This window comes from Floccifex sp., from assembly GCF_051873495.1.
Lineage (GTDB): Bacteria > Bacillota_I > Bacilli_A > Erysipelotrichales > Erysipelotrichaceae > Floccifex.
Genome location: NZ_JBJEEX010000011.1, coordinates 1 through 13647 on the forward strand (window position 1 = coordinate 1; position 13647 = coordinate 13647).

Here is a 13647-nt window from a genome sequence, read left to right on the forward strand (position 1 = left end):
TTGGCAAAATATAACCCCTCGAATAAAATAAAACGAGGGGTTTGTCAACAAACTGCAAGGAGATCGACTGATCTCCTTTTTAGTTATTACATTAATGATAAGAACATTTGTTTGATGTCTTCAACAGAAGCAGGTTTTGGATTTCCTGGCGCACATGCGTCTTTAGAAGCATCAGCACTCAATGCATCGATGTCTTCCATAGGAACAACACCTTTCAATGACATTTCAATTCCAACGTCTTCTCCTAATTGTTTAACAGCCGCAACAGCTAATTCACGAACTTCTTCAAGTGGTTTAGTGTAAGCTCCTTCTACATCAAAAGCAGCTGCAATGTCACGGTATTTTTCACCAGTCGCATCAGCGTTATAAGCCATAACAGTTGGAAGAAGAGTAGCACATGCTTTTCCATGAGGCATTCCATAGTAAGCTGATAAAGTATGAGCCATAGCGTGGTCAACACCTAAACCAACATTTGAGAATCCCATACCAGCAATGTATTGAGCCAATGCCATGTTTTCTCTAGCAGTTGGATCATTATTAACAGCTCCACGTAAGTTTTTCGCAATTAATTGAATAGCTTTGATATGGAACATATCACTTAATTCCCAAGCACCCGCTGTAATATATCCTTCAATGGCATGTGTTAAAGCATCCATACCAGTAGCAGCTGTTAATCCAGCAGGCATACTTGACATCATGTCTGGGTCAACAAAGGCAACAACAGGAATATCATGTGGATCTACACAAACGAATTTACGTTTGTTTTCTGGGTCAGTGATTACATAGTTGATAGTTACTTCAGCAGCAGTTCCAGCTGTTGTTGGTACAGCTAAAATTGGTGTACAAGGATTTTTAGTTGGACTTGCACCTTCTAAAGAACGTACATCCGCAAATTCAGGGTTTGTGTTAATAACACCAATTGCTTTAGCAGTATCCATACTTGATCCACCACCAATAGCGATGATTACATCTGCTTGTGCATCAGCGAATGCTTTCACACCTGTTTGTACGTTTTCAATTGTTGGGTTTGGTTGAATATTGCTGTAAACAACATATTCAATTCCAGCTCCATCTAATAAATCTGTTACTTTTTTAGTTACGCCAAATTTAATCAAATCAGGGTCAGAAGCAACGAATGCTTTTTTGAATCCACGTGCTTTAATTTCCGTTGGGATTTCGTTGATTGCTCCTTTTCCATGATAAGATGTTTCATTTAAAATAAAACGATTTGCCATATTATTTCCTCCTATAAGATTTACTCTATTTCATATTTTACAACTATTTATGTTAAATTCAATTAAAATGTAAGCGAATTCACAAAAGAGGCCATCATATTGACAACCTCTTTGTTTTTATTATTTTAATTTTACAGCCGTTCCATAGGCAATGATTTCAGCTGCCCCAGACATAACAGAAGACGAACCAAAACGAATATTAATAATCGCATCTGCTCCCAACGATTCTGCTTCATCAACCATTCGTTTTGTCGCAATTTGTCTTGCTTCTTTCAACATATCAGAATAACCAACTAATTCTCCACCCACAATGGTTTTTAAACCAGCTCCAATGTCTTTTCCAATATTTTTAGACTGAACTACTTGTCCTTTTACAATCCCTAATGCCTCTACAATTTCATATCCAGGCACATAATCAATATTTACTAGCTTCATCTGCTTCTCCTTTTTTAATTTCTTTAATTCTGCTTATCAACATTTTAGGTATAACTAGTATTGGTACAACAAAAATACTTAATACAACTACAAATAAAATCATAGGCATAGGTTCTTGCATCTGCGCATAAATCATCAGAGCCGCCATTGCCCCCATAAACAAACAAAATCCAATGCTTGAATAAATAGCTGCTTTTATTTGTTTATTGTGTTCTTCTTCTACTTTTCGCATTGAAAATCCCTCTTTGTTTAAAACATTCATGTCTTGAAAGTATTGATCAATTTGAATGGTTTCAAGTGATTCATTGGCATCAATGAGTTTATAACACATAGAACACACTTTTTGATAATTTTTCATTTCTTGTTCAATCGTCAACAACCTTGATTCAACACAAGCTCGTAAAGACAATTCATTACTAAGTACTTTTTTAATTTCTTGTACAGGAACTCCTAATTCTCTTAAAAATTTCACAATCTTTAATTGTCTTATATCAAATTCATTATATGTTCGATAGCCATTGGATTCACTTCGATCCGGATGAATTAATCCCATTTGTTCGTAATAACGAATACTTTTTTTCGATATTCCTACAATACTTTCAACGTCATTGATCAACATAGCTCCTCCTTTGTCTTTTTTATAAACTATTCCCTTATGGTAAAGTCAATAAAAAATGAAAAATATATGTTTTTTATTATTATAAAAAGAAAAAAGACCTATTCACAATAGGCCTATCCTAATTTCTTTACTAAAACATCCACAAAACTTTCAATTAATTCTTTGTCTTTTCCAAATCGATCAAAAGAAGTACTGTCTAAGTCTAATACTCCATATAATTTGTCATTCACTACAATAGGAACAACGATTTCCGAATTACTAGCGCTATCACAAGCAATGTGTCCAGGAAATTCATGTACGTTTTCCACAACCAAAGTTTCTTGTTTTAGAGCCGATGTACCACATACACCACTTCCCATTTTAATAATTGTACAAGCTACTTTTCCTTGAAAGGGTCCTAAAATTAATTGTTCGTCTTTATATAAATAAAAACCAGCCCATGATACATCTTCTAATTCATTGTAGATAAAACTAGCCATATTGGATAGTGATGTAATTTCATATTGATCGTCTTCGATTAAATACTTTAATTGTTGTGTTAATAAATTCATACTACTTCTCCTCATATTCATCTAAAAAATGAACTCTCTTGCCATCTTTTTTATACGCAATAACAGTATCCAAATTCACGTTTTCAACAGATTTAAATATATTAGCTTCTATGTAAGGATTAATTTCATGTAATTCTTTAATCAGATTCTTAATTTCCTTACGCTTAGAAACTCCTTCTTGTTCTTCACTCATTTCTGTTAACTTACATGCACAGCGTAAAAATTGTAAATGATTGTAATTCATCCAATGAATGATGTCATCTTCTCTAACTAAATACAAAGGACGAATCAATTCCATTCCTTCAAAATTTGTGCTCTTTAATTTGGGCATCATCGTTTGAATCTGTGCTCCATACATCATTCCCATTAAAATCGTTTCAATCACATCATCATAATGGTGTCCTAAAGCAATCTTGTTGCATCCTAGTTCTTTAGCCGCATGATATAAATGTCCTCTTCTCATTCTTGCACATAAATAACACGGTGCCCCAGATTGTGTTGAAACATATTCAAAAATATCTGTTGAAAATGAAGTAATGGGAATATCTAAGCGCTTGGCGTTTACTTCAATCATATTGTAGTTCATATCATTATATCCAGGATTCATCACAAGAAAAACCAAATCAAAATTAACTTTTCCGTGTCGTTTTAATTCTTGGAATAGCTTCGCAAGTAAAACCGAATCTTTTCCTCCTGAAATACAAACCGCAATTTTATCGCCTTCATTAACTAATTGATATTCATTGATAGCTTTCGTAAATTTTCGCCAAATTTCTTTACGAAACTTTTTAATAATGCTTCGTTCCATTTCTTTACAAGAAAAAGAATGAATCGCATCTACGTATCCATAATATCCACCATCAATGGCATAGCTTTCATATCCTTTTTGATTTAATTGTTCACATAATTGTTCACTTTTAAATCCCGTGTAATCACATAAATATAATGGTTTGTCTTTAGGTAAAGTTTCTAAGTCTTGTATCTTAATGTTTATAGCCCCAGGAATGTGATCTCTTTGATAGGTTCCAGCATCGCGTATATCTACAATACATTTATTTTCTAGCTTTAATATTTCTTCTATTTTCATGTATCAAGTTTATCAAAAATTATATTGAAAATAAATTTGAATTCCACAAAAAAAGAAAAACATGGGCAAAACCCATGTTTTTCAGATTAAAGACCTAATTAGTCTTTTTTATTTTTGTTTCTACGTTTTAATAACGCAACTGCCGCTGCTCCAGAAACAGCCATGCTTGTCATATAAGCAGTAGCATTTGTTCCAACACCTGTATTTGTGTCATTTTTAACGACTTCTTTAGCTTTAGTAACAGTTAATGTTCCTAATTCAAATGTCACATCGTAATTTGATTGAAGAGCTGTACTTTCTCTAGCTACACGAGACAATGGTTTAGCCCAATGAAGTTCTACTGTGTTTTCACTTGATCCAACTTCTGTTTGAGATCCAGTCACTGTAACAGATAAGATTTCATCATTAACTAATCCTTCAATTGCAACTTCAGAATTAGTCAATGGTTTTCCATCATATTCTTTAGTAGCACTACCTGTTTTAATAACCAATTTAGCTGGTGTAATATCATAAGTACGAACTACTGTACCTGTATAGTTTCCAACACCAGTAATTGTAACTGTTACTTCACCAACATTTGTCACATCTTCAGTGAAACTTACTGTGTAATCAGTATTTTCTACTAAGTCTTTTCCATCTTTGTCAGTAACACTTGGTTTTTGTGCTTGTTCTAATCCGTTATAGACAACATCTGTTAATGTTCCTACTGTAACTCCCAAATTATCAGGATCATTTTCAGTAATGGATTGTGGAGTAACTGTCAATGTACCTTTATCTACATTCACTTCATAGTTACCTTCCTTAGCAGTTCCATCCCATGTTAATGAATAATCATTATCAACTGTTCCTACATTTGTAATAGTTCCTGTTGTTTCAAATGACACTGTTTCACCATTTACTAATCCTTCAACTTTACCTTCTGCAGTTAATGGAGTTCCATCATATACTTTAGAAGCAGATTCAGTCGTAATTGTTAATGGAGCTTTCGTAATGTTGTATGTACGAGTTACAACACCAGTGTAGTTTCCAATACCTGTAATTGTAACCGTTACTGTTCCAACATTAGTTACATCTTTAGAGAATGAAACTTTGTAGTCTACATCTTCAACTAAGTCTTTACCAGATTTGTCTTGTACACTTGGTTTTTGTGCTTGTTCTAATCCGTTGTAAACAACATCACTTAATGTTCCTACTGTAACTCCTAAATAGTTATCATCTTTTTGATTGATTGATTGAGCAGTTACTGTTAATGTTCCTACACTTGGACTTACTATGTAGTTACCTTCTTTAGCAGTTCCTGTCCATTGTAAATCATAACTGTTTACACTTGATCCTACATTTGTTTGAGATCCAGTAGTAGTGAATGAATAAGTTTCACCTTCCACAATACCTTCAATAGAACCTTGAGCCGTTAAAGCCGTTCCATCATATACTTTAGAAGTAGATTCAGTAGTGATTGTAACTTCTTTTGGAGTGATATTGTAAGTCTTAGTAACTGTTCCACTATAGTTTCCTTTACCAGTAATTGTAACTGTTACTTTACCAACATTTGTCACGTCATCTGAGAACTTAATTGTATAGTCCTTACCAGCAACTAATTTACTTCCATCTTCTTTACTAACAATTGGATACCATTCTTGTTTTTGTCCATTATAAACTTTATCAGTTGGATTATTTACTGTTACACCTTTATAAGAAGGATTTTCAGGGACAATTGATTGTTCTGTTACTGTTAATGTACCTAAAGAAGTACTTAATGAATAGTTATCTTCATCAGCTGTTCCATCCCAAGTTAATACATAAGTATTTCCTGTTGTTCCAACATTTGTTTGTGTTCCAGTAACCTTGAATGTAACTGTTTCATTATTTACTAAACCAACAATTTCACCACCAGCAGTTAAAGCAGTTCCATCATATACTTTAGAAGCAGATTCTGTAGTAATTGTTAATGGAGCTTTGATAATGTTGTAAGTACGAGTTACTGTACCAGTGTAGTTTCCTGTACCAGTAATTGTAACTGTAACAACACCAACATTTTTAATATCGTTAGAGAAAGCAACTGTATAATCTGTATTTTCCACTAAAGCATTTCCATCTTTATTAATAACACTTGGTTTTTGAGCTTGATCTAATCCATTGTAAACAACATCTGTTAATGTACCTACTGTAACTCCTAAATTATCAGGATCATTTTCAGTAATAGATTGTGGTTTAACTGTTAATGTTCCAATTGTGTCAGATACTGTATAGTTTTTACTATCCGCTTTTGTCCAATCAATTTCATATGTATTCTTACTTGTTCCTACATTTGTTTGTGAACCAGTTAATTTTAATGAAACAGATTCGCCATCAACTAAACCACCAATATTTCCACCAGCTGTTAATGGAGTTCCATCATATACTTTAGTATCTGAATCCGTAACAACGGTTACTGTCTTAGGAGTAATTTGATATGTCTTAGTAACAACACCAGCATAGTTTCCAATACCAGTAATAGTTACTGTTACTATTCCAACATTCTTAACATCATCTGAATAAGAAACAACATAATCTACATCTTTAGTTAATACTGTATCTTTATCTTTAAGTTCAGGTGCCCATTTTTGTTCTTTACCATTGTAAACAACATCAGATGGATCATTAACTGTTACACCTTTATAAGCTGGATTTTCAGGATCAATTGATTGATTTGATACACTTAATTTTCCAATATTCTCACTTAATTCATAGTTACCTTGTGAGGCAGTTCCATCCCAAGTTAATGAATAAGTATTATCACTTGTTCCTACACCTGTTTGAGAACCAGTAGTTGCAAATGTAACTGTTTCCCCATTTACTAAACCAGTAATACTTCCTTCTGCAGTTAATGGAGTTCCATCATATACTTTAGAAGAAGTTGGAGTTGTAACCTTCAATGGAGCTTTAGTAATTTCATAAGTACGAGTGACTGTACCAGTGTAGTTACCTTTACCAGTGATTGTAACTATTACTTTACCAACATTTGTTACATCTTCAGAGAAATCTACTGTGTAATCAGTATTTTCTGCTAAATCTTTTTCATCTTTATCTTTAACAGTTGGTTTTTGAGCTTGTTCTAATCCGTTATAAACAACATTTTCTAATTCACCAACTTTAACACCAAGATAATTCTCTTTATCGTTTTCATCAATTGATTGTTGAGTTACAGTTAATTTTCCAATATTCTCACTTAATTCATAGTTACCTTGTGAGGCAGTTCCATCCCAAGTTAATGAATAAGTATTATCACTTGTTCCTACACCTGTTTGAGAACCAGTAGTTGCAAATGTAACTGTTTCCCCATTTACTAAACCAGTAATACTTCCTTCTGCAATTAATGGAGTTCCATCATAAACTTTAGATTTAGTTGGAGTTGTAACTTTAACAGGTGCTTTAGAAATCGTTAGTGTAACTTCTTTATTTAATTCACCTAAATAATATTGACTACTTGCTTTAACTTTTACTTTTACTTCTGTTACATCAGTATAAGCAATATCTTTAACATCACTTACCCAATTTGTTCCATCAACACTATATTGGATCTTAACTTCATCAACATTTCCTTCTTTTCCTTCATTTAAAGAAACAGAAGCGGCTTTAGGATTTAATACTAATCCATCATATGTCTTAGAACTATCTTGTGCATCCAATGTGAAGTAATCAGCAATTTGTTTTTCTTCCCAAGTCGCATTAAATGTTAAGTTTCCAGTAGAGCCTTTAGAAATGACTGTATTCATTCCATCATGAGTTCCAGCAGTAGTTACACCTACCAATTCCCATCCCTTGAAGTTATATCCATCTTTCTTAGGATTTACTAATGTAATATCAGGTGTTTCCACTGTATAAGTTGAAGGATTTGGATTATCTTTACTTCCATTATCCCAACCAGTAATATTTTCTAATCCAGTATAAGTAATGTCATAGTCAGCTAATTCTAAATCAAAGACAACAATATTTTCACCATCTACAGATACTGTAACTGTCTTATATAAATCCTTGATTGTATAACCTTGTTTATATAATCTAGTTGCGATGTCTTGATTTGGGTATACAGTAAACTTACTAGCCTTAGCTTCTAAAGCATTTTCACTTTCTTTAACAGTACCATTATATTTGTATTGTACTGAGTAAGTTAAATCCTCAATCTTAGTATAAGTAAATACGATTGTATTTTTACTAGTTTCTGGATTTAAAGTAAGCGTCTTAGAATATTGATCAACAATATATCCATTAATATTAACTGCTTTTTCATTTACATTCGCACCAACAGTACCTGTTACAACTTTATCATCTGCCAATTCAGTACCATCAGCATCTATATAAGAAACAGTATAACTTGTTTCGGTATTCGCATTCCATTTCGCATATAATGTAATATCTTCAGTTACTGGAGCATTTACATCATATTCTTTAGTGCAAGCAGCATCTTCATACCATCCATCGAATATATAACCTTCTTTATTTAATGTACTAGGAAGAGAAGCTGTTTCATGTTTTGTGACTTTGAAAGACTCATTTTCTTCACCATTATTTTTAACTAAAGTAACAGTTTTCTTAGGAGCTTCAAATTTCGCATACAATGCTAATGCATTACCTGGCATTGTAGTGAAGTTATAAGGATCACCTTGGCATTCTGGATTATCATACCAACCAACAAATTTGTAATCATCTTCTACACCAACAGTACCTGGAACTAAATAATAGTTGTAGTTCTTTGAACTAATATCAGCACCGAATTTAATATCTTTTACTGTCTTAACATTTTGAGATCCATATTTGTATGTAATATCAAATGCAGCACGATCATAGTAGAAACGATATGTAGTTACCGTTGGAAACCAACCACCTGTTTCAATATTACTTTCATGATCATATTTATAACCATATAGTTCTTTTGGATTTAAACCACCTGTCAAATAAATAGGAGACTCACTATATTCTTCACTCTTTTCATAGCCAGAACCATCTGGTTTTTCTAACCAGTATTCAACACTCTTTTTGCTTGCATTAGTTACCCAATTACCTGTTACATTAATAGTTGTACTACCTGCAGGAATCACTTCTTTTGATGCATTAAATCTCTTTGTGACAAAGGGAGCAGACCAACTGTCACTACTCCATGAATAGAATTGATAGTTTGTAGAAGTAGAAGAAACAGTAGCATTACTTGGCCAAATAGAAGTAATATCCATACCTAATTTAACTTTAATTGTATAATCATAACCATCTACATCGGCATAATCTTTACCATTGATTGTGATTTTGGCATCTGTTACCCTTCTAGGACTATGAATATTGAAATTAATTGTATATTCCTTTAAATCATAGTATTGATAAACAACTGTTGAACCATCTGCTTTTACTGTTTCAGTTGTAGGTTGTTTTGTTGTGCTAACTTGGTAATACGCTTTTTCATCTGTTTTAAGATTTCTTGTATCAATTGCTTGACCTGTTACAGATGATTCTGTATTTGCTTGTTTAGTTTGAGAACTATCAAATACATAATATGATTTATTATTGGCATCTAGTTTTTCAACCATGTGAACAACTGTGTAATTAACTTTAGCTGGAGTCCATTTCGCATAAACAACTTTGTTTCCATCTAATGTGATAGTTGGAGAAGCTTCTTGTGTACAATCTTCATCCAAATACCAACCATCAAATGTATATCCTTGTTTAGTAGGATTTGTTGTTGGTAAAGATACAGTTTGTTCATAAATACCTTTAATAGGTTTTACATAAGATCCACCGTTTGTATCAAATGATAGTGCATATGTATTACGTACATATTCCACATAAACAACTGCACCATCTTTAATTTCTTGTTGAGCAATTGCCTTAGCACTAAATCCAGGCTTAACAGCTGCTTCAACATTTGACATTTGTCCATATTTACCAGAAGCAGTTTCTGTTGTTTCTGTATAAGAAGCTTTATCATCTAAATCAACTTCTTTATATCCTTCATTAGGAACACGTGTAACTACTTTATATGTCACATCATTAGCTTGTAACGTAACAACTACTTCTCCACTTGTTGCTTCACTTGATAAAGTTGATGTGATTGTATTTCCTTCTAAAGTATATCCTTCACTAACCGTTGCGCTATATCCTGCTGGGATTTTTCCATCTAATGAATAAGTAAATGAATATCCATTATTTTCTTCATTTGCCATTACTGATTCCAATGAAGAAAGAGTTCCATCTTCATATTGAACTTTAACGGTTACTGGAATCTGTCCTACAGGAACAATATCAATATCATCAAAAGTTCCTACATAAATAGAGAAAGGCATAATAGCTGGTTCATTTTTCCAAACTGCTTTATATCCACTCTTGATAGAATAAGAAATTGTTTTGTAGATTGTTTCATTATTAAATTCATCTGTACTTACTGTATCCACTGAATCAACTTGTAAACCTTCAATTGATTTCGCATACATACTTAAATCCAATTGATCTTGGTTAATAGTGATTGTTTGTTCATCACGGAATGAACCTAAGTTAGTTGATACAACATGTTCTAAAACAACTGTACAAGATTGATTGACTTGTTCTTGTATTTTAGAAACTTCCACTTGAATGGTTTGGTTTTCATATTCTAATTCAATATTATTTAATTGATATTCTTTTTGATGTTCATTATCTTTAATAGAAGAAATGGTGTATCCATCTAATTGTAATGAATCAACAGAAATTTCATCGTTCACATATCCATTAATTGTTTTGGCATCTATTACTGTTCCATCTAATACATACTGAACGACTAAAGACGCACTTACTTTTTCTTCCACATCCGTGTTGGTTAAATCAACTCCTTGATACGATTCAATTTGTGAATCAGGTTGGGAAGTGTCGTCGTTGGCTAATACAGTTGCCACAGGACTAACGGCATTTGTCATTCCAATAGCGGCACTCAAAGCAACGGCTACAGTTTTCTTACTTTGCTTAGCTTTCATAATTTTTCCTCTCTTTTTTCTCTTCTTTTTTATTTTTTCTCTCCTTTCTGAAAAAGGATAAAAAAAAATAAAAAGAAATGCTTTAATAAAAATGAAATAAAAATTACATCTTTATGTTAAGCACATTATACCCCCCCCTGTAATTAAAAAGCAATTAAGGAATTCTTAAATCTAGGCAAAAAGATAATTTGTTTTATGATACAATGAATACGGTGATATTATGTTTTTAATCAAGAAAAATCCAGAAGCTGTGAAACAAGAGAAAATCGCAAGTTTATGGAACTACATGACTTCTATGAACAAGAAAGACAAACAATTATTAAATCAGTTAATGGAACAAGATAATGCCCCTTTAGAATATAAAGACGGTGAAGTTCCTAAGTCACAGTTTCTAAAAAACAAAAAAATCATAGAAAAATCCATCATTCAAAAACAAATCGATAGTCGTGTCTATGACTTCATTTGTTTTAAAATCAAAGACGATGTCTATGAATTACTGGATGAATCCTATGATCAATTTTACGCAATCATCGGTGGTTAACCGATGATTTCTATTATTGTCTTCACAAAGAAAATAACTAAGACAAAAATCATGATTGGTTTTACGGAAAAACTTCCTTTTTTAAAATACGAAGAACCAATATAATTTCCTAACATATTAAAGGCTCCTGCCAATAAACCAATTGGAATTAATACTTTGGCATTTAATAAATACACAATTAAACTTGAATAATTCGTAGTTAGATTGATGACTTTTGTGATTCCATTGGCTTGTTGCAGATTCAAATGTGCTAAACTAGTCAATAAAATCAATAAAAACGTTCCCGTTCCTGGTCCATAAAAACCATCGTATATTCCAATACCAAAGGCAACCACACTACTAATCGCAATTGTCATTTGTTTTGATAAAGGTTCTTTTTCCTTTAAAGATTTAGGATATAACACGTAACAAGCCGTTAAAGGAATCACAATCAACATGATTCTTTTAAAGAAAGTATCTTCAATTAATAAGGCAAGATGCGCTCCTAAAGACGATCCCATAATCGCAAATACCAAACAAACAATGGCAATATTCCATTGAATAAAACCCGCTCTGGCATAGCGAATGGTTGTAACAGTTGTTCCCATTGAGCTTGATAATTTATTTGTGGCAATGGCATTATGAACAGGAAGTCCAGCCATTAAATAAGCCGGCAAAGAAATGAGTCCTCCACCTCCACCAATGGCATCGACAAACCCAGCTAAGAATACTAAAACACATATCATTACTATTTCCATGGGATTTATTATATCTATTTGTTTTTATTTTGTCATCAAAAAAAGAGCTTACGCTCTTTTTAATAACTGATTAAAATTTTGATCAAGAATATCTGTACAGTCCATTTGTTTAATTTCATTTATTTGTTCTATTGAATGATTAAACATTTTTAGATAATCCCTTGACTGTATTGCCCATTCAATGGCATCAATGCCATCGCTTTCTAACAATAATTTATGAACATCTACATTTTTTACTAAATTCGTGACCGCTTCATCAATTCCTACAGAAGGACCTACGGTAAAATAGTCTACAACTTCATCGTATTCTTTCAGAAAGTCAAGACAAGAATACCAATGAACGATATATGTATTCTTATATTGTTTAATTAAATTTAAAGCTTCTTGTTCCATGCCCTTAACATGTAAGATTACTGGTTTTTGATACTTAGATGCAAATTCTAATTGTTGAATAAAAACCCTTTTTTGAATATCCAAGTCAATGTCACACCAAGTATTATCTAATCCTATTTCTCCTATAAATTTCGTCTTAGAAAATAAAGATTTCATTTCTTCAAAACTCATTTGATCTGCTTTCCAAGGATGAATGCCAACACTAAATTCAAAAGGATATTCTTTCAATAAAGATTGTATGCACTCATATTCTTCCACACTATCCACATTACAAATGCCCTTCATTTTATTTTCTTTAAACAAATCAAATAATTCTTTTGACATATGAAAATGAGCATCATGCATTGTTTTCACCTTTTAATAATTCATAAATCTCTTTTTTCAAATTTCCTTGTTCAAACAACCAATCACGACTCTTTTGGATTCCATGTAAATTGATTTCCTTTAAAATCGATGCCGGATGATGCGATAAAATTAAAATACGATCCGCTAAATACAATGCCTCATCAATATCATGGGTTACCAGTAAAGTCGTACGATTATATTGATTACGTAAATCCAATAACCAATCTTGCATATCATTACGCGTTATGACATCCAATGCCCCAAAGGGCTCATCTAACAATAAGATATCTGCTTTGCATAAAGCCGTTCTTAGAAAAGCCGCTCTTTGTCGCATTCCCCCTGATAACTGAGAAGGATAGGCATTTTGATATCCATCTAAGCCAAAGGTTTTGAACTCCTTTAGTGCATTTTCTTTAGCATTTTTATCATGATTGATTTGTCCATACAAAGTTACATTCTCTAGTATTGTCTTCCATTCCAATAATAAATCACTTTGTGGCATGTACGCAAAATGATCACTTAATCCTTCTACTAATTGTCCATCCACTTCAATGATTCCACTATCTTGTTTTAATAACCCTGCCAAAATATTTAAAATCGTTGATTTTCCACATCCACTTGGACCCAACAAAGCTACAAATTCACCTTGTTCAATTTGAAAATCAATGTGATTTAAAATAAGCTGATCAAATGAAATCGATAAATCCTTTACACAAAGCTTCATAATACT

At 32.5% G+C, this 13647-nt stretch carries 10 protein-coding genes; 1 reads left to right on the forward strand and 9 read right to left on the reverse strand.

Going from position 1 to position 13647, the window contains the following annotated elements; translation table 11 throughout:
- Positions 1-86: 86 nt before the first annotated feature.
- The 6 genes from fucO to ACI313_RS00630 form a co-directional block, all read right to left on the reverse strand.
- A complete protein-coding gene (fucO, locus tag ACI313_RS00605; protein WP_320608549.1) occupies positions 87-1235 on the reverse strand; it encodes a lactaldehyde reductase in 1149 nt (382 codons plus the stop codon).
- Positions 1236-1355: 120 nt separating this feature from the next.
- Positions 1356-1670: a YbjQ family protein gene (locus ACI313_RS00610; protein WP_320608548.1), complete on the reverse strand. Its 315-nt coding sequence runs from the start codon at positions 1668-1670 to the stop codon at positions 1356-1358.
- On the reverse strand, positions 1651-2289 hold the full coding sequence (locus ACI313_RS00615) for a MerR family transcriptional regulator (protein ID WP_320608547.1): 639 nt from the start codon (positions 2287-2289) through the stop codon (positions 1651-1653). Before ACI313_RS00615 ends, ACI313_RS00610 begins: the two co-directional genes overlap by 20 nt.
- Before the next feature lie 113 nt (positions 2290-2402).
- Positions 2403-2840 carry a GAF domain-containing protein gene (locus tag ACI313_RS00620; RefSeq protein ID WP_320608546.1) on the reverse strand — a complete coding sequence of 146 codons (438 nt, stop codon included), beginning with the start codon at positions 2838-2840 and terminating at the stop codon, positions 2403-2405.
- Between the two features lies 1 nt (position 2841).
- The gene (locus ACI313_RS00625; protein WP_439755039.1) at positions 2842-3927 is read right to left on the reverse strand and encodes an ATP-binding protein; all 1086 of its coding nucleotides are present in this window, start codon (positions 3925-3927) and stop codon (positions 2842-2844) included.
- 98 nt (positions 3928-4025) lie between these two features.
- Positions 4026-10901, reverse strand: a complete 6876-nt coding sequence (locus ACI313_RS00630) for an InlB B-repeat-containing protein (protein WP_439755040.1) — start codon at positions 10899-10901, stop codon at positions 4026-4028.
- Positions 10902-11121: 220 nt separating this feature from the next.
- Between ACI313_RS00630 and ACI313_RS00635 the strand changes: the two genes are divergently transcribed.
- On the forward strand, positions 11122-11442 hold the full coding sequence (locus tag ACI313_RS00635; protein WP_320608759.1) for a hypothetical protein: 321 nt from the start codon (positions 11122-11124) through the stop codon (positions 11440-11442).
- Here ACI313_RS00635 and ACI313_RS00640 read toward each other — a convergent pair.
- From ACI313_RS00640 to ACI313_RS00650, 3 genes are read right to left on the reverse strand one after another with little or no spacing between them, the layout of a single operon-like run.
- On the reverse strand, positions 11439-12179 hold the full coding sequence (locus tag ACI313_RS00640) for a sulfite exporter TauE/SafE family protein (RefSeq protein ID WP_439755041.1): 741 nt from the start codon (positions 12177-12179) through the stop codon (positions 11439-11441). The genes ACI313_RS00635 and ACI313_RS00640 overlap by 4 nt on opposite strands.
- A gap of 48 nt (positions 12180-12227) precedes the next feature.
- The gene (locus tag ACI313_RS00645; protein ID WP_439755042.1) at positions 12228-12917 is read right to left on the reverse strand and encodes a TatD family hydrolase; all 690 of its coding nucleotides are present in this window, start codon (positions 12915-12917) and stop codon (positions 12228-12230) included.
- Complete coding sequence (locus tag ACI313_RS00650) at positions 12910-13641, reverse strand: ABC transporter ATP-binding protein (RefSeq protein WP_439755043.1); 732 nt, start codon at positions 13639-13641, stop codon at positions 12910-12912. The genes ACI313_RS00645 and ACI313_RS00650 overlap by 8 nt, the downstream gene beginning before the upstream one ends.
- Positions 13642-13647: the final 6 nt, after the last annotated feature.